This is a genomic window from Aliivibrio sp. S4MY1 (assembly GCF_028765545.1).
Taxonomy (GTDB): domain Bacteria; phylum Pseudomonadota; class Gammaproteobacteria; order Enterobacterales; family Vibrionaceae; genus Aliivibrio.
In genome coordinates, this window is record NZ_JARACP010000001.1 from 213074 (window position 1) to 229080 (window position 16007).

The 16007-nt window shown below is 39.4% G+C and carries 19 protein-coding genes; 9 read left to right on the forward strand and 10 right to left on the reverse strand.

Annotation, left to right across the window (positions count from 1 at the left end; all coding sequences use genetic code 11):
* Nucleotides 1–13: 13 nt before the first annotated feature.
* Nucleotides 14–1468: a beta-barrel assembly-enhancing protease gene (locus PVK71_RS01080; RefSeq protein WP_274417376.1), complete on the reverse strand. Its 1455-nt coding sequence runs from the start codon at nucleotides 1466–1468 to the stop codon at nucleotides 14–16.
* 164 nt (nucleotides 1469–1632) lie between these two features.
* On the opposite strand from PVK71_RS01080, the gene PVK71_RS01085 reads away from it, so the two are divergent.
* Together PVK71_RS01085 and PVK71_RS01090 are read left to right on the forward strand one after the other, a co-directional pair.
* Nucleotides 1633–1854: a sulfurtransferase TusA family protein gene (locus tag PVK71_RS01085; RefSeq protein WP_274417375.1), complete on the forward strand. Its 222-nt coding sequence runs from the start codon at nucleotides 1633–1635 to the stop codon at nucleotides 1852–1854.
* Nucleotides 1855–1862: 8 nt separating this feature from the next.
* Nucleotides 1863–2933 carry an AI-2E family transporter gene (locus PVK71_RS01090; RefSeq protein WP_274417374.1) on the forward strand — a complete coding sequence of 357 codons (1071 nt, stop codon included), beginning with the start codon at nucleotides 1863–1865 and terminating at the stop codon, nucleotides 2931–2933.
* A 97-nt stretch (nucleotides 2934–3030) separates the two neighbouring features.
* On the opposite strand, the gene bcp is transcribed toward PVK71_RS01090, so the two are convergent.
* Both bcp and PVK71_RS01100 read right to left on the reverse strand, forming a co-directional pair.
* Nucleotides 3031–3498, reverse strand: coding sequence for a thioredoxin-dependent thiol peroxidase (gene bcp, locus PVK71_RS01095; RefSeq protein WP_274417558.1), 468 nt, complete (start codon nucleotides 3496–3498; stop codon nucleotides 3031–3033).
* A 28-nt stretch (nucleotides 3499–3526) separates the two neighbouring features.
* Nucleotides 3527–4057 (reverse strand): glycine cleavage system protein R, encoded by a 531-nt coding sequence (locus PVK71_RS01100; protein WP_130047679.1) that lies wholly within the window; start codon nucleotides 4055–4057, stop codon nucleotides 3527–3529.
* Nucleotides 4058–4332: 275 nt separating this feature from the next.
* Between PVK71_RS01100 and dapA the strand changes: the two genes are divergently transcribed.
* Both dapA and bamC read left to right on the forward strand, forming a co-directional pair.
* Complete coding sequence (gene dapA / locus PVK71_RS01105) at nucleotides 4333–5214, forward strand: 4-hydroxy-tetrahydrodipicolinate synthase (protein ID WP_274417373.1); 882 nt, start codon at nucleotides 4333–4335, stop codon at nucleotides 5212–5214.
* An 11-nt stretch (nucleotides 5215–5225) separates the two neighbouring features.
* Nucleotides 5226–6278 carry an outer membrane protein assembly factor BamC gene (bamC, locus tag PVK71_RS01110; RefSeq protein WP_274417372.1) on the forward strand — a complete coding sequence of 351 codons (1053 nt, stop codon included), beginning with the start codon at nucleotides 5226–5228 and terminating at the stop codon, nucleotides 6276–6278.
* Nucleotides 6279–6324: 46 nt separating this feature from the next.
* Here the strand turns inward: bamC and PVK71_RS01115 are convergent, their stop codons facing one another.
* Genes PVK71_RS01115 through PVK71_RS01130 form a run of 4 tightly spaced genes read right to left on the reverse strand, consistent with a single transcriptional unit; the run spans nucleotide 6325 to nucleotide 8803 of the window.
* Complete coding sequence (locus PVK71_RS01115; RefSeq protein WP_274417371.1) at nucleotides 6325–6543, reverse strand: DUF2897 family protein; 219 nt, start codon at nucleotides 6541–6543, stop codon at nucleotides 6325–6327.
* 2 nt (nucleotides 6544–6545) lie between these two features.
* Nucleotides 6546–7214 (reverse strand): M15 family metallopeptidase, encoded by a 669-nt coding sequence (locus tag PVK71_RS01120; RefSeq protein ID WP_274417370.1) that lies wholly within the window; start codon nucleotides 7212–7214, stop codon nucleotides 6546–6548.
* A gap of 56 nt (nucleotides 7215–7270) precedes the next feature.
* Complete coding sequence (gene dapE / locus PVK71_RS01125) at nucleotides 7271–8404, reverse strand: succinyl-diaminopimelate desuccinylase (RefSeq protein ID WP_274417369.1); 1134 nt, start codon at nucleotides 8402–8404, stop codon at nucleotides 7271–7273.
* A 51-nt stretch (nucleotides 8405–8455) separates the two neighbouring features.
* Entirely contained in the window at nucleotides 8456–8803 is a 348-nt protein-coding gene (locus PVK71_RS01130) for an ArsC family reductase (RefSeq protein WP_274417368.1), read from the reverse strand.
* Between the two features lie 188 nt (nucleotides 8804–8991).
* On the opposite strand from PVK71_RS01130, the gene PVK71_RS01135 reads away from it, so the two are divergent.
* Nucleotides 8992–9276 (forward strand): type VI secretion system PAAR protein, encoded by a 285-nt coding sequence (locus PVK71_RS01135; protein WP_274417557.1) that lies wholly within the window; start codon nucleotides 8992–8994, stop codon nucleotides 9274–9276.
* Nucleotides 9277–9441: 165 nt separating this feature from the next.
* Complete coding sequence (locus PVK71_RS01140) at nucleotides 9442–9723, forward strand: winged helix-turn-helix domain-containing protein (protein WP_130044082.1); 282 nt, start codon at nucleotides 9442–9444, stop codon at nucleotides 9721–9723.
* A gap of 113 nt (nucleotides 9724–9836) precedes the next feature.
* On the opposite strand, the gene PVK71_RS01145 is transcribed toward PVK71_RS01140, so the two are convergent.
* The 3 genes from PVK71_RS01145 to narQ are packed head-to-tail and all read right to left on the reverse strand — an operon-like array spanning nucleotide 9837 to nucleotide 12495.
* On the reverse strand, nucleotides 9837–10172 hold the full coding sequence (locus tag PVK71_RS01145) for a DUF4156 domain-containing protein (RefSeq protein ID WP_274417367.1): 336 nt from the start codon (nucleotides 10170–10172) through the stop codon (nucleotides 9837–9839).
* 1 nt (nucleotide 10173) lies between these two features.
* On the reverse strand, nucleotides 10174–10785 hold the full coding sequence (locus PVK71_RS01150; protein WP_274417366.1) for a response regulator: 612 nt from the start codon (nucleotides 10783–10785) through the stop codon (nucleotides 10174–10176).
* Between the two features lie 18 nt (nucleotides 10786–10803).
* Nucleotides 10804–12495: a nitrate/nitrite two-component system sensor histidine kinase NarQ gene (gene narQ / locus PVK71_RS01155; protein WP_274417365.1), complete on the reverse strand. Its 1692-nt coding sequence runs from the start codon at nucleotides 12493–12495 to the stop codon at nucleotides 10804–10806.
* A 188-nt stretch (nucleotides 12496–12683) separates the two neighbouring features.
* On the opposite strand from narQ, the gene napF reads away from it, so the two are divergent.
* The 3 genes from napF to napA are packed head-to-tail and all read left to right on the forward strand — an operon-like array spanning nucleotide 12684 to nucleotide 15972.
* Nucleotides 12684–13202 (forward strand): ferredoxin-type protein NapF, encoded by a 519-nt coding sequence (gene napF, locus PVK71_RS01160; protein ID WP_274417364.1) that lies wholly within the window; start codon nucleotides 12684–12686, stop codon nucleotides 13200–13202.
* On the forward strand, nucleotides 13202–13486 hold the full coding sequence (locus PVK71_RS01165; protein WP_130044087.1) for a chaperone NapD: 285 nt from the start codon (nucleotides 13202–13204) through the stop codon (nucleotides 13484–13486). Before napF ends, PVK71_RS01165 begins: the two co-directional genes overlap by 1 nt.
* Nucleotides 13483–15972 (forward strand): periplasmic nitrate reductase subunit alpha, encoded by a 2490-nt coding sequence (napA, locus tag PVK71_RS01170; protein ID WP_274417363.1) that lies wholly within the window; start codon nucleotides 13483–13485, stop codon nucleotides 15970–15972. The genes PVK71_RS01165 and napA overlap by 4 nt, the downstream gene beginning before the upstream one ends.
* Nucleotides 15973–16007 lie beyond the last annotated feature (35 nt).

The following is a 16007-nucleotide window of genomic DNA, read 5'->3' on the forward strand; positions in this document are numbered from 1 at the left end:
ATTTCCTTATTGATTATAAAGCGCTAAAACGCTCTCTTGATAGACGAAGCTGATCGATTCTTGCGTCGTATCTTGCTTGATCTAAACTACCATACTCAACCAATTGGCTTGCTTGAGTATAATTACTTAATGCTTTGTTCCACATTCCTTTAAGTGCGTAAACTTCCGCTCTGGCTGCTAATTCACCATCAGAACTGCCATTATCATGATATGCCTTAGCTAATAGCTGCCATCCCGTTGGATCGCTAGGATTATCGTGGGTGTAGCGTTGTAATACTCGAACTGCTTCTGCTGGTTTATTGGATTCAGAGAGGGCGTGAGCATAATTAATAGTTAACACCGCATTATTTGGTAGTTGAACCAACCCATTTTTTAGACGCGTAATGGCTTGTTCATTCTTTTTTGTGTACAGATCTAAGTCTGTTGCAGCATCAATATAAAACGTATTAAGGGGGGCGCTCTTTAATAAGTTATCGATCAATGGTTGTGCTTTATCGTATTGCTTTGAATCAATATAAACTAACGCTTTACCGTAATTTAAGGCATTTTTTATATCGACGTTATGAGTTTTTGATTTACGAGAAAACCAATCAAGTGCGGCATTACTATCAATGCCAGCGAAACGAGCCACAATGCGTGAGCGAGCCAGATGGTAATGCAGAGAAGTATTGACTCTACGCATTGGATATTGTTGCGCTCTTTCTCGACTGTCAGTAATACGAGATGTCGGTAGTGGGTGAGTTAACAGCATCGGTGGCGGTGTACTTGCATAGCGATATTGATCCGCTAAGCGAGAGAAAAAACGAGGCATAGCAGAGACATCAAACCCTGATTTTGCGAGCGTATCAATACCAAATCGGTCAGCTTCTTTTTCATTGCTACGGGTGTAGTTAATAGAGCTTTGCATTGTACCAGCAGTGGTTGCTGTAATCGCTGCAATACCAGCCTCAGGTGCAGCAATGGCTAATAATAATGAACCAACAAGCGCAGCCATTGTTGCAGGTGAGCGCCTTGCTTGCTCTTCCATACTTCGAGCAAGGTGGCGTTGAGTAATGTGTGCGATTTCGTGAGCGACAACTGAAGCTAATTCACTTTCTGATTGGGCATATAAAAATAGGCCAGAGTGCAGAGCAACATAACCACCAAAAAAAGCAAAGGCGTTAATGTCTCTGTTATTGATCAGAAAGAAATGGAATGGGGTTTTAACATCACTGGCGTTAGCGACAAGACGATGCCCAAGATCTTGAACATATTCAGCTAAAACAGGGTCATTAATCACAGGTTGGCTAGCTCTAAGCATACGCATATAGGCATCGCCGTAGATTAACTCTTGATCAATCGTTAGGGTTGAAGCCGCGGTTGTTCCTATATCAGGCAAGTCTAAATCGTTCTTTGCCATTGCAGTGAGAGGGCTTGTTAGTAATGAAGTGATCAGTAAACAGCTGGCCAGTTTTTTTAATTTGAACATGTCGTCTTTACAAATCCTTTTTAATAACACTCAGTTATGTTTATGAAAGATATAATAACTCAATATACAGTTAATAAGAGCACCAAAATATAAATTGGTTTCTTTTTTGTAGAAATTATGTGATTTATACTTATTCAAATCTATCATATCTATAGAGGTGAAGAATGGAAACCCGAACCTTAGATTTATCACAACAACGTTGCCCAATGTCGCTACTGTTAGCCAAGCGAGCAGCGCAAAGCTTGGATATAAATGGAAAATTAGAGATTAAAGTCGTCGACAAAACATCGTTAGCCGATATCATGAAGTATTTTGAGCTCAATGCATTTGCGATTAACGTAGAGTATGAAGCATCATTCGTATTTTTAACCGTCACTAGGAAGTAGAATATAATATGTTAGATATGGTAACAAAGTGGTATAAGCGCCGCTTTTCAGATCCACACGCGGTGAGCTTAGTTGCGATTCTTATTGTCGGCTTTATTACTATTTATTTCTTTGGTCATCTTATTGCCCCTTTATTAGTTGCCATCGTGTTAGCGTATTTACTTGAATGGCCGGTAGTAAAATTGACTCGATTAGGGGTACCAAGAACACTTTCGGTTATTTTAGTGATAATTTTATTTATCAGTTTGATGTTGATGGCTGTTTTTGGCCTTGTGCCGACTATTTGGACTCAAGTTGGGAACTTAATAAATGATCTTCCTTCGATGTTTAATGGTTTGCATAACTTCTTGTCTAGCTTACCTGAGCGCTATCCTGAGTTTATTCAACCTCAATCGATTGAAACCTTATTAGATACCATTCGTGACAAGGTCTTAGGGATGGGAGAGAGTTTAGTTAAAGGCTCACTGTCTTCATTAGTTAGCCTTGCTGCATTAGGTGTGTATTTAATTCTTGTGCCTTTGCTTGTGTTCTTTTTGCTAAAAGATAAAGACGAAATGGTAGCAACAATGAGCCATATCCTACCTCAAAATCGCCGTTTAGCGACTAAAGTATGGGTCGAGATGAATGAACAGATAAGTAATTACATTCGCGGCAAAGTGGTTGAAATCATTATTGTCGGAGGCGTGAGTTACATTACGTTCTTTATTATGGATCTTCGATATGCATTGTTATTAGCAGTGATGGTTGGTTTTTCTGTATTGATTCCATATATTGGTGCAGCAGCAGTAACAGTGCCAATTGCAATTGTTGCTTTGTTTCAGTGGGGATTAACGCCTGATTTTTATTGGTTAATATTCTCTTATGCGATTATTCAAGCATTAGATGGTAACGTATTAGTACCTGTTCTTTTCTCTGAAGCGGTAAATCTGCATCCGGTTGCTATCATTGTATCAGTATTGGTTTTTGGTGGTTTCTGGGGTTTCTGGGGGGTCTTCTTCGCCATTCCACTTGCTACTTTAGTGAAAGCCGTATGGAAAGCATTGCCTGCAACAGATGAGACATTTAATAAGCAGGCGTAACGTGATCAATTGCGCTGGTAGTCTTTAAAATTAGAAAGGCGATGCTATTTATGAGCATCGCCTTTTTTCAATGATTAAACGGTTATTTCTCGTTTAATTATTTATTGTTTAAATAGTCCAATACCACTTCATGGTGCGTTTTGGTTTTGAATTTGTTAAACACGTATTCAATAACACCTTCTTCATTAATTAGAAAGCTAATACGGTGCAACCCATCGTAAACTTTTCCCATGAATTTTTTCTCGCCCCACACACCGAATGCGTCTGCTGCTGCATGGTCTTCATCTGATAATAAGGTGAAGTTTAAGCTGTCACGCTCAATGAATTTACCTAAGCGTTTCACAGGGTCAATACTGACGCCCAGTGTTACGACATTATGCGCATCTAATTCTGCTTTAATATCACGTAGACCTTGAGCTTGAACCGTACAGCCAGGTGTCATCGCTTTAGGGTAAAAATAAAATAAGACTTTTTTGCCTTTTAAATCAGATAGAGAAATTGACTCTCCATCTTGATCAAAAAGAGATACGTCTGGTGCAGGAGAGCCTGCGGCTAATGGCGTGATCATGATATTTCCTTTTGGCTGTGTTTTTCTAATTGGTTTTATAAAAATTTATTTTCCCGCTGACGCCTAATGAGTCACACAGTGCTTCAAATTGCTCTTGAATCTCAATGATGTGACATTCTTGAAAGATTTCAGCAGTAATTTGAATTTGAAACGTATTTTGGTTTTCGCCCTTTTTAAGCGTTTGAGCACTAAGCGTTTTTAAATCAATATCACGATTGGCTAAGAAGTCTGTGAATTTTTCGGTTAATCCAGGACGATCTTCTGATTCGACAAAGGCATCAATAGTATAAAAAATATCTTTCTCTTGATGAGGTGATGTTCGCTTCATCATGGTGATTAAATCGTGTTGTTGACCAAGTAAAGGCAAAGTATTTTCAATACGAGAAATCGCATTTGCTGTACCGGAGAGCAGCATGATCAGCGTAAATTCATTACCAAATGACGCGATACGACTATCAACGATATTGCAGCTTGATTCGGTGACAAGACGAGTCACCTTATTAGAGATACCCGGTCTGTCTGTACCAACCGCGGTAATTACAAGGTACTGAGGCATAAAAAACTCGTTATTGAAAAAGATAACCTAATACTAACACGCAAGTGATTGTGTGATAAGCAAGCAATAGTAGACAATCGTCAAAAAAAAGACTCTACAACAGAGGCTCTTATGTAATATCCTTGAGGTATATTGATTGAATGATTCTGCTCATAGCATAGAAGATGAAAACCATAGGGTGTTTACTGTGGTCAAGGACGATGACTCTTTGCTATGAAATTAATGAATAACAGAATTAATTCGCACATTCAGGCTAAGAAAAAAGGGAGAAGGATATGTTCTCAGGTAGCATTGTCGCATTAGTTACACCATTAGATACCGATGGTGAAGTAGATTACAACAGCTTAAAAAACCTAGTAGATTATCATATTAATGCCGGTACTAATGGTATTGTTGCTGTTGGTACAACCGGTGAATCCGCGACATTAAGTGTAGAAGAGCATGTCAAGCTAGTGATGAAAACACTAGAGTTTGCTGATGGACGAATTCCTGTTATTGCTGGTACAGGTGCTAATGCCACTCATGAGGCAGTAACATTTAGTAAGCTTTTCCACGACTCAGGTGTTGCTGGCTGTCTAAGTGTGACGCCTTACTATAACAAGCCAACACAAGAAGGCTTGTTCCAACACTATAAAGCAATCTCAGAAGCGACGGATATTCCACAAATTCTTTATAATGTACCGGGCCGCACAGCGGTAGATTTATTGCCTGAAACAGTGGCTCGTTTGTCAGAGCTTGACAATATTGTCGCATTAAAAGATGCGACGGGTGATTTAGATAGAGTTGCACTTACTCGTGAACTTTGTGGTGAAAAATTCATCCAACTTAGTGGTGATGATGCGACGGCACTTGATTTTGTTAAATTGGGTGGCCACGGTGTTATTTCGGTAACGTCAAATATTGCAGCAAAAGATATGGCAACCATGTTCGCATTGGCGGCTCAAGGTAAATTTGAAGAAGCGGAACTGATTAACCAACGCTTAATGCCACTACATAAAGATTTATTCGTTGAAGCAAACCCAATTCCTGTAAAATGGGCTGCGCATCGTTTAGGTATGATTACTCACTCAGATATTCGTTTACCATTGACGGAACTAAGCTCATCATTACAACCTGTGGTTGAACAAGCCTTAATTAATGCTGGTGTGCTGAAGTAATAGGATTAAAAATGAAAGTGAAGACTCGCTTTGTTGTTGGATCATTGATGATTGCTGTTCTATCAGCGTGTTCAAGCAGTCCAACAGAGCGTCGCCAAGCCAAGCAAGATTTTAAATACTTGGATACACCACCATTAGAAGAGTGGAAGCAACCTGCAGAGGCAAAACCTGAGTTTTACCCTCAGTATGATATTCCAAAAGGTGAGTACAGTGGTGGAGTTGGGAAAGACGTGGATATTCGTCCTCCTCAGCAAGTGCTAGAGTTGATCCCTGGTGCTCGTATTGAAGAGCAAAAGGGTGAAGTGACCGTATGGCTTGTGAAAGAAGAAGACGTAGATAAACTATGGCAAACAGTATTAACGCTAATTGAAAAACGTGATATTGATATTGTTTCGCAAAGTGACGATAAAATAGAGACCGATTGGCTTAAATGGAATTCAGAAGATGAAGACCATGAGTTTGGTGCGCGCTACAATATTGAAAAATTGAGTGAAAATAATCGCTCAGGCTTTCAAATTACGCTAATTGATTGGCAAGTTGACGGTAAGCAAACCGAAGTAACGCAAGCGAACAAAGCCCGCTACAACATTTTGATGACCAATTTAGTGACGTCAGCTTATGATGAGCAATTACGTGAAGAAGCGCGTATTCGTGCTGAAGAATTAGTTAAGCGTATCCCAATATCTATGGGGCAAGACAGAAGTGGTTTGCCTGTTATTATTGCTCGTGCGCCGTATAATATCTTCTGGGAGCGTCTTGGAGAGTTATTGCCTATGATGGGATTAACCATTGAAGACAGAAATCGCTCTCAAGGTACGATTGAAGTGAAATACAAAGAGCCTGATGATGAGTTCTGGGAAGAAATTGGTACAAAACCACTTTCTTTTGAGGGTAGTACATACAATTTATTACTCGGTGATTTAGGCAATCGTACTTCAATTAACGTAACAGATGCAGCAGGTAAGCCTGTTGATGAAGCAACATTAGATTCTGTGGTTCCTGTTCTTGCCGCTATGATTGAAAAATCAAATAAAATGCCAAAAGAGAAAGCAATAGAGGAGTGATCCTCATTAACGTTGCTTAATAATAAATAAAACAAAGGCGCTCAGATTATTGAGCGTCTTTTTTTTCATCACTTTGTACATCGTCGGTTTCTTGCTTAGTGTGTATTTTTTGTTTTGTTTCTTCTTTTTCATTCTCTTGAGGAGTCGTTGTTTTTTTCGTGTGTTTGAATTTCATATTTGCGGTTGCTTTTAAAGCAGCAAGGTTACCAATGACCACACTCAAAACAATCACTATGATAACCCAAGGGTTCATTAACCATTCCATATTTAATCCTTACTAATATTAGTAACGTAGCGTACAAACAGTGTATCAATATGTTTAATGATAGTGTCTTTTCCTGCTAAGTCGACGTCTTTCCATACTTGTAAAAGAATATCAGGCGTTAGCATTGTCATTAACTCAGCTCCCTTTTCTTTATGGCTAATATGCCAAGGTTCGACAGCCACGCCTTTTCTATCTGCGTTATAAGGGAAAAAGAAGCCATGTAGTGAGGCATTTTCTTGCAACCACTTGCTAAATTGAGCTTGGTGACCTGTAGTGTATTCCCATGGTTCAAGTTGCAGATTTACACCTTCAGGAAGCGTATTTTCAGCATAAATATCAAGATCGGTTCCCCAATGGTGACGGCTAGCTCCCGGAAGGGCAGACCAACGCATAATTGCGTGAATTTTATCTATATCGCTCATGGCGCTAGTATCTAACGGCAGTCCATCATTGCCAGAAATAGGACGAATGCCATTAAATTTATTATTCCAAATCATAAGCTGGCGTTCAAAATCACGAAAACTACTGGCAATAGTCAGAGAGAAACCTGCGTCCAGTGCTGCTTTTTCTAATGATTCAAATGAAGAGACGCAATCATGATGAAGTTGACGATGAGGGGTAACAAAAGAAAGGTGCTGGCTTGATAAGCCTGTCAGTTCTTGATAAGTCATAAAGTACCAATGCAATGATGAGAGGAGCTTCCTCCCATCATAACGCCAATCGATGATTACGCGAGTAGATTATTTAAGACTTCTTGATACATATCAGTTAGTTTTTCTAAATCATCAACCTTTACACACTCATTTACTTTATGGATAGTGGCATTAACAGGACCAAGTTCAATCACTTGCGAACCCATTTGAGCTATAAAACGGCCATCCGATGTTCCACCTGTGGTGAGCAATTGGGGCTTTTGTTGGTTAACCGTATCAACAGCATCGACTACAGCGGTGAGAAGAGCACCTGTATCGGTTAAGAAAGGAAGGCCATTGATAATCCAATCTAAGTCATACTCTAAATCGTGTTTATTTAATGTTTCAATAACACGTTGCTGTAAGCTTTCAACAGTTGATTCTGTACTGAATCGAAAGTTAAACATGACTTCAACATCCCCAGGGATCACATTAGATGCTCCTGTACCGCCATTCATATTTGGAATTTGAAAACTGGTTGGGGGAAAGTAATCATTACCTTTATCCCATTCAGTCATTACCAATTCAGTTAATGCAGGCATTGCTTGATGAATCGGGTTTCGTGCGATGTGAGGGTAAGCAACGTGACCCTGAATACCTTTAACGGTTAAGTTGCCAGTAAGCGAGCCTCGACGGCCATTTTTAACCACATCACCAACATAATCAGTACTGGATGGTTCACCTACAATACACATATCAATAATTTCATTACGCTCTTGTAGTGTATCTACTACGCGAGTGGTTCCATTAATGAATGGGCCCTCTTCATCGGATGTGATCAGAAAAGAAATCGATCCTTTATGGTCTGGATGCTCAGTAACAAAACGCTCAACAGCGACAACCATACAAGCCAGTGAGCCCTTCATATCGGCAGCACCACGTGCGTACAACATGCCATCAATAATGGTTGGTTCAAATGGGTTGGTATTCCAATGATCTAGTGATCCGGTTGGTACCACATCGGTATGGCCTGCAAAAGTAAATAGCGGCGCTTCTGTGCCACGACGAGCCCAAAAGTTGGTGGTGTCTTCAAAAACCATGATTTCAATGCTAAAACCAAGTGCCTCTAAGCGTTTAATCATTAGTTCTTGGCAGCCAGCATCTTCAGGGGTGATGGATTGACGACTCAATAGATCTTTTGCAAGCGCTAGTGTTGGGGTATCTGACATTATGTATTCCTTTACTTCATTCTTAAACGGTCACTGTAATAATACAGCAAATTAAACAGTAAACAGTGCTTCGTATTGGGCGGGTTTAAAACCTAAATGGTATTCATTATTGTGAATCAATACGGGACGTTTTATCATTGCTGGCATCTCTAGCAATAATTCAATTGCAGTCTCTTCATTGAGGGACGCTTTTTGTTCGTCACTCAGTTGACGGTAAGTCGTGCCTCGTTTGTTTACCACGTTCTCCCATCCCAATTGTTGAACAAGCGTAGTAACCATTTCTTTATCAATGCCATCAGTACGGTAATCGTGATAAGTAAAGGTGATGTCGTTAACGTCTAACCATTTTTTACATTTCTTAATGGTATCGCAGTTTTTAATTCCGTAAATTGCAGTCATGACTTTCTTCATTATGTTATAAATTATGGTCTATTTATAACGAGATTTGAGCAAATACGCCAGAGCTGAGCGTTATTTAGTATTCTATTGGTTATAATTTGAAGTGACTCGTCTTTTTCTTTGCCATAATTCTTATCTTTGTTGAGAAAATATACAATTTTAAAACAATATCAAAAATGGAATGAATGATGGGAAATGCAGTAAAAGTAGGTGACATAGGCTGTGATCATGATGGATTTCATCCAACTCCAGTACTTATTGGATCGGGAACAGTAAAAGTTGATGGTGTACCAGCTGCACGTGAAGGGGATCCTTTAGCACCACATTCAAAACCCAAGCATCCACCTCACCCAAGATCAATATCTGCAGGGTCTAGTTCAGTATTTATAGATGGAAAAGCGGCAGCAAGAAGTGGTGATGCGGTTGGCTGTGGTGGGACAGTAGAAGGGGGAGGGACCGTTAACATTGGGTGATTATTGGTATGTATAATGAAATTGTTATGAAAACTAATTACAATAAATGCATTTTTATGTGTTTTTTGATGGAATTGTGCGATTATTTTCGTAATTAGTTGATCAATCTCAACATCATAAATATTGAATGATTAATAATTGATCTTATTAAATCAGGAGGTATCAATGGAGTTGAATCCAGTGTTTGCCAGACGCTTATATTTAGCGTTATTGGTGCATAATTTAGAAAGGCCGAATGTGCCTAAGCTTGTTGAGCTAACCGGTTGGCCTCGTCGTACGATTCAAGATGTATTGAAAGCCCTGCCTGGTATTGGTATAGAGTTAATGTTTATTCAAGATGGTCGACGTCACAACGACGGATATTATCGCCTTTCAGATTGGGGGCCGTATGATCCTGACTGGGTGTGTTCGCGAGAAGATGAAATTGCATCAACCTTATACCATTAGTCTGCTATTTTTAGGCTTACTAAAGAGTGAATAAAACGCCAACATTATTGTTGGCGTTTTTGTTTGCGTAAGATTTTGTTTTGGTATTATTATTTACTACGATGGTATAAGCATTATGGACAAATATAAGCAGAACCAAGCATGGTCACTGATGTGTTAAATGCCATTGGATCTTGAAGTACAATAATATTTGCGTTTAATGCTTGAGCTTCATTTTTAATATCATTAACTGCTGCGATCATAAGATCCTTGTTTGATATAAAAAAGAACGTGTACCAATGGCCTTCACTTCCTGTCACCGTTCCCACTTCAGTACATTTTTGATCTTGAATAATGCTGTCATTATAATGCAAAGTAATAGCTTCAGACTCAGTATCTATTGGTTGTGTTGTGATAGCGCAGCCACTGAGTAAAGTCAGGCTTAAAAGAGCAGAAAGAAATAATTTCATATTAAGAATCCAAGTAGAGTAGAGTTGCCGCTACTCGTGATTTCACATTCAACTTTTTCAATAAACTTTTCATGTGTACCTTTACGGTAGCCTCAGAAATAAACAGTTTATCGGCCACTTGCTTATTACGCATACCTTTGGCGACATTTTGTAAGATCTCAAGTTCACGAGCGGTTAAACTTTCCAGTTTATCATCACCGTTAGTTTCTTGTTCTAAGCACGCTCTTACTTGCTCAGAATAAGCCTTTCCACCTTTCATTGCCTCTTTTAATAAAGCGATTAATTCATCTGGTTCACTGTCTTTTAATAGGTAACCGTCGGCACCGGCCTTCACTAAAGTTTTAATGTCTTGTTTATTATCAGATACCGTTAAGATAACAATAGGGCAAGTTACGCCTTCGTTACGTAGAGCATGGAGGGTGTCTAAACCAGACATCCCTTTCATGTTGAGATCTAATAACACTAAGTCAGGCTCATCTTTAGAGATTAGTGCAACTGCATCTGTACCGTTACTGGCTTCACCTGTGAGTGTAAATTCTTCTTCAAAAGAGAGTAGTTGACCAATACCACGACGCATTAACGGATGATCATCAACGATAACAACATTCCACATAGTTTGTACCTCTATTATTTATTGGTTAAGTGGAAACGTTACGTTCACTGTACAACCGTGTTCTAGTTCGGAGTTTATGGATAGGTGGCCACGAACGCAATGTGCTCGTTCTTGCATTATCCTTAATCCATAATGATTAATTTTTTCTTCTGCAGGATTAAATCCTACGCCGTCGTCTTCAATGTTAATATAGCCTTGCTCACCTTCTTGAAAACAAGTAATGATAATATTATCAGCTTTTGAGTGTTTGATGGCATTTAATGTTGCTTCTCTAATTAATTGCAATAAATGAACGTGCTGTTGTGCATTTATGGGCAAAGAAGGTAGCTCATTATTCAAATGAATTCGTATCTTTGTTTGTGAAGCTAATGTGGTGGTAATTTCTTTTAATGCCTCACCAAAGTGCGCTTTATTAATGGTTAGTCTAAAGGTATTAAGTAATTCTCTTAATTGAGTATAGGCACTTTTAAGACCCTCATCTAATTCAGTCAGTGTTGTATTGGTACTTTGGCAATTACACTTGGCCAATTGTCGCTTTAATAATGTAGTTTGTATTTTTAAGTATGAGAGTGATTGAGCAAGTGAATCATGTAACTCTCTAGCAATCGCCGATCGTTCTTCTAAGAGAATTAATTGGTGAGTTTGTTTTTGAGCTTGATTATAAAATACGCCACGCGCAAGAATATTCGCAATGTTTATGATTAATTTTTGATCTGGGCAAGGTAAAGTAAATTGCCACATTAAATAGCCGAGTTGTTCTCCATCAATACTGAGTTCTTGTAAACTCCAAGGTGAGTTATTTGACTCACCACTGGTTATCTCCCAATCCCCACCGGATTCTTCTTCTACAATTAACCTTGCACTTATGATGCCTTCAATATTTACAAAAGTATCTAGGATATTTTTAAACGCTTGTTCATCTAATTGAGACGCAGAAAGCTGTTGAGAGCATTGATAGAGAGTGGTGAGCGAGCGGTTCGCTTGGCTTAACTTCTTCGTTTTATCTTCAACTCGGTTTTCAAGTTCTCTGTAACTGAGATCAATTTGTTTTGCCATATGGTTAAACGAATCGCTTAATTGTCCTAATTCGTTATCACTTTTTAGATCTACTTGAACTGAATAGTTTCCTTTCGTCATGGCTTTACTTGCTGCAACAAGATGATGCAGTGGGCTTACAATTCTGCGTTGAGTAAAAAAGATAATGAAAATACTCAAAGAGACAATTAAAGATAAACCTAAACCGCCAATAAGAGAAAGTAGTTGTAATTTACGTTCTGAGAATTCTTGCAGTCGAAAAACAAAATGGTCAATTTGATCAACAAAAATGGAGACTTTATTTAAGTAGATCTGTTTGTTGTCACTGAGTAGTGAGGGTTGTAAAGATTGCCACTGCAAGAGAATATCTTGATAAGAAAGCTCAATATCGTCTGGTACAAACCATTGCTCTAACGCTTTAAAAGAGGGCGATTTTATAGATTGAGAGAGCTTACTGAGGTGTTCTACAAGCTCTGGAGAATTGGTTTCAATATCATAGGCCAAACGATAACTTTGCATACGCAACGAGCCTGCAATATTAACGGCTTCGGCATCTTTTAAGCTAGAAGATAAGGTGACTAATGCCAAGCTAGTTGTCACTACTGAGATTAATACAATCAGTAACATTACTTGTGCAATGGTTTTTGTTAAAATTGAGGTTTTAGTGTGTTTCATCTTTGTTAATTGTGGCCTATGATTAGTTAAAGGCAAATGAGCTCTATTTTGTTGTTTTTATTTATTTTAAAAATTGATCTAGAACAAGAATGCCCCTTGTTTAACCATTATGGGGTATATCAATAAATATGACAAAATTTAAAATTCACCATATAGAAATGTTAATGGAATTCTGGAGTTATGAATAGATGAGTCAGGATAATATGATTGATCACTCTAAGCGAGGTATTTTTCGTCGCTTCTCCACAAAGAAAACAGAGAGTCCATTAACACAACAGCGCCTACCTTGGGTTAAGAATGAGGTTGATTTCGTATCTCAATGTACTCGTTGTGAAAAATGTATTACAGCTTGTGAAGAGCAAATAATTGTTAAAGGTGATGGTGGTTTTCCTATTGTGGATTTTACCAAGGGAGAATGCACTTTTTGTGAAGCTTGTGCAACTCAATGCCCAGAGCATTTATTTGATTTACGCATTACCCCTGCTTTCACTCATCAAATATCTATAAATAAAGAGTGTCTGGCAAAACAGTCGGTAGAGTGTCGTAGTTGTAGTGATATGTGTGAGACACAAGCCATTCGCTTTCAGCTGGTATTGGGTAGCGTAGCTCAGCCTCAAATTAATTTTGATGCTTGTAATGGATGTGGTGGTTGCGTAGCCGCTTGCCCTACTTCTGCTATTAGCATGACACTGGAAGAAACAAAATAATGTTAGAAAATTTACCTGAAAATGAAGTTCATATTTCAAGTTTAGTGGTTCATGTACGCCCTGAATTATTAGAAGTGACAAAAGAAAAAATATTAGCGTTACCGAATACGGAAATCCACGGTGAAAGTGAAGAGGGCAAGTTAATTGTTGTGCTTGAAACTGAAAATCAGGGATATATCACCGATTCAATCGATAAAATAAATGACTTCGAAGGAATACTAAATGTCGCTTTAGTTTTCCACCAAATCGAGCACTTTGATTCGCAATGTGAGGATGAATCATGAAAATGACAAGACGTGCGTTTGTTAAAGCAAACGCCGCAGCATCAGCTGCAGCCGTAGCAGGAATTACTTTACCTGCATCGGCAACTAATTTAATCGTTAGTTCTGACCAAACAAAAATTAAATGGGATAAAGCGCCTTGTCGTTTTTGTGGTACTGGTTGTTCTGTACTTGTGGGTACTCAAAATGGTCGCGTTGTTGCGACTCAAGGCGATCCAGAAGCGCCAGTAAACAAAGGTCTTAACTGTATCAAAGGCTACTTCCTATCTAAAATCATGTACGGCAAAGATCGTCTACAAACGCCAATGTTGCGTATGACAGATGGTCAATACGATAAGAACGGTGATTTTGCCCCTGTTTCTTGGGATGTCGCGTTTGATACGATGGCTGAGAAGTGGAAAGCCGCTCTGAAAAAACACGGTCCAACCGGTGTTGGTATGTTTGGTTCAGGTCAGTGGACAGTAATGGAAGGCTACGCAGCCGTTAAATTGATGAAAGCAGGCTTCCGTTCAAATAACATCGATCCAAATGCTCGTCACTGTATGGCTTCAGCGGTAGGTGCGTTTATGCGTACATTCGGTATCGATGAACCAATGGGTTGTTATGATGACTTTGAACACGCAGACTCTTTTGTTCTGTGGGGCTCAAACATGGCAGAAATGCACCCAGTACTATGGACTCGTATTTCAGACCGTCGTTTAAGTAATCCGCACGTTAAAGTGAACGTATTATCTACTTACTACCACCGTTCATTTGAGTTAGCGGATAAAGGGTACATTTTTGAACCTCAATCAGACCTTGCGATTGCTAACTTCATCGCTAACTACATCATTCAAAACGATGCAGTAAACTGGGACTTCGTAAATAAACACACGAACTTCAAGCAAGCAACAACAGACATTGGTTATGGTCTTCGTGATACTGATCCACTACAAATGAAAGCGGAAAACCCTAACTCTGGAGCGATGAGCTCGATCAGTTTTGAGGAATATAAAGCGTCAGTTGCACCATACACAGCAAAAAAAGCATCTGAAATGTCAGGTGTATCAGAAGACGATCTGATCACTCTCGCTAAGCAATACGCGGATCCAAATACAAAAGTAATGTCTTTATGGACAATGGGTATGAACCAACACACTCGTGGTGTTTGGATGAACAGCCTTGTTTATAACATTCATCTATTAACGGGTAAAATTTCAACGCCGGGTAACAGCCCATTCTCATTGACTGGCCAACCTTCAGCATGTGGTACCGCTCGTGAAGTAGGTACATTCTCACATCGTCTACCTGCAGACATGGTTGTTGCTAATCCTAAGCACCGTGCAATTTCAGAAAAAATCTGGAAACTACCAGAAGGCACATTAAACGGCAAACCTGGTGCACACGCCGTTGTTCAAGACCGCATGCTTAAAGACGGCAAGATTAACGCTTATTGGGTAATGTGTAATAACAACATGCAAGCGGGTCCAAACATTAACACGGAACGTTTACCTGGTTACCGTAACCCAGAAAACTTTATTGTATGTTCTGACCCATACCCAACTGCAACAGCTCAAGCATCGGATCTTATTCTTCCAACAGCAATGTGGGTAGAAAAAGAAGGTGCTTACGGCAATGCAGAGCGTCGTACTCAAGCTTGGTATCAACAAGTACAAGCGAAAGGCGAAGCTAAATCTGATTTATGGCAAATCATGGAATTCTCAAAACGCTTCACAGTAGAAGAAGTGTGGGGCGAAGAGCTGCTTGCAAAAGCGCCTGAATTCCGTGGTAAAACTATGTATGACGTACTTTACAAAAATGGCAACGTTGATGCTTTCCCATTATCTGAAGCTCAAGAGCTAAACGATGATGCAAAAGCTCAAGGTTTCTACGTTCAAAAAGGTCTGTTTGAAGAGTATGCCGCATTTGGTCGTGGCCACGGTCATGATTTAGCTCCATATGATACCTACCATAATGTACGTGGTTTGCGTTGGCCTGTTGTTGATGGCAAAGAAACATTATGGCGCTTTAAAGAAGGTTCAGATCCATACGCTAAGAAAGGGTCGGATTGGGACTTCTACGGCAAGCCTGATGGTAAAGCGTTGATTATCTCTGCCCCATATGAAGCGCCACCAGAAATTCCTGATGATGAGTTTGATATGTGGTTATGTACGGGGCGTGTTCTTGAGCATTGGCATACCGGTACTATGACGCGTCGTGTTCCTGAGTTGTATAAAGCAGTTCCTGATGCGCTTTGTTATATTCACCCTGCGGATGCGAAGAAACGTAACCTGCGCCGTGGTGATGAAGTGTTAATTTCTAACAAACGTGGAGAAGTACGTGTTCGTGTTGAAACTCGTGGTCGTAACCGTCCGCCTGAAGGATTAGTATTTGTTCCATTCTTTGATGCTCGCATCTTAATTAACAAATTGATTTTGGATGCAACGGATCCTCTGTCTAAGCAGACAGATTATAAGAAGTGTCCAGTTAAGATCACTAAAATTGCTTAATTAATATATAGATAGGTTATTGGCCAAGATGTGAG

Excerpts from the sequence above, each read along its gene's own strand:
- PVK71_RS01080 (WP_274417376.1), bottom strand. The coding sequence starts at position 1,468 with ATGTTCAAATTAAAAAAACTGGCCAGCTGTTTACTGATCACTTCATTA.
- PVK71_RS01085 (WP_274417375.1), top strand. The coding sequence starts at position 1,633 with ATGGAAACCCGAACCTTAGATTTATCACAACAACGTTGCCCAATGTCG.
- PVK71_RS01090 (WP_274417374.1), top strand. The coding sequence starts at position 1,863 with ATGTTAGATATGGTAACAAAGTGGTATAAGCGCCGCTTTTCAGATCCA.
- PVK71_RS01100 (WP_130047679.1), bottom strand. The coding sequence starts at position 4,057 with ATGCCTCAGTACCTTGTAATTACCGCGGTTGGTACAGACAGACCGGGT.
- dapA (WP_274417373.1), top strand. The coding sequence starts at position 4,333 with ATGTTCTCAGGTAGCATTGTCGCATTAGTTACACCATTAGATACCGAT.
- bamC (WP_274417372.1), top strand. The coding sequence starts at position 5,226 with ATGAAAGTGAAGACTCGCTTTGTTGTTGGATCATTGATGATTGCTGTT.
- PVK71_RS01115 (WP_274417371.1), bottom strand. The coding sequence starts at position 6,543 with ATGGAATGGTTAATGAACCCTTGGGTTATCATAGTGATTGTTTTGAGT.
- PVK71_RS01120 (WP_274417370.1), bottom strand. The coding sequence starts at position 7,214 with ATGACTTATCAAGAACTGACAGGCTTATCAAGCCAGCACCTTTCTTTT.
- dapE (WP_274417369.1), bottom strand. The coding sequence starts at position 8,404 with ATGTCAGATACCCCAACACTAGCGCTTGCAAAAGATCTATTGAGTCGT.
- PVK71_RS01130 (WP_274417368.1), bottom strand. The coding sequence starts at position 8,803 with ATGACTGCAATTTACGGAATTAAAAACTGCGATACCATTAAGAAATGT.
- PVK71_RS01135 (WP_274417557.1), top strand. The coding sequence starts at position 8,992 with ATGGGAAATGCAGTAAAAGTAGGTGACATAGGCTGTGATCATGATGGA.
- PVK71_RS01140 (WP_130044082.1), top strand. The coding sequence starts at position 9,442 with ATGGAGTTGAATCCAGTGTTTGCCAGACGCTTATATTTAGCGTTATTG.
- PVK71_RS01145 (WP_274417367.1), bottom strand. The coding sequence starts at position 10,172 with ATGAAATTATTTCTTTCTGCTCTTTTAAGCCTGACTTTACTCAGTGGC.
- PVK71_RS01150 (WP_274417366.1), bottom strand. The coding sequence starts at position 10,785 with ATGTGGAATGTTGTTATCGTTGATGATCATCCGTTAATGCGTCGTGGT.
- narQ (WP_274417365.1), bottom strand. The coding sequence starts at position 12,495 with ATGAAACACACTAAAACCTCAATTTTAACAAAAACCATTGCACAAGTA.
- napF (WP_274417364.1), top strand. The coding sequence starts at position 12,684 with ATGAGTCAGGATAATATGATTGATCACTCTAAGCGAGGTATTTTTCGT.
- PVK71_RS01165 (WP_130044087.1), top strand. The coding sequence starts at position 13,202 with ATGTTAGAAAATTTACCTGAAAATGAAGTTCATATTTCAAGTTTAGTG.
- napA (WP_274417363.1), top strand. The coding sequence starts at position 13,483 with ATGAAAATGACAAGACGTGCGTTTGTTAAAGCAAACGCCGCAGCATCA.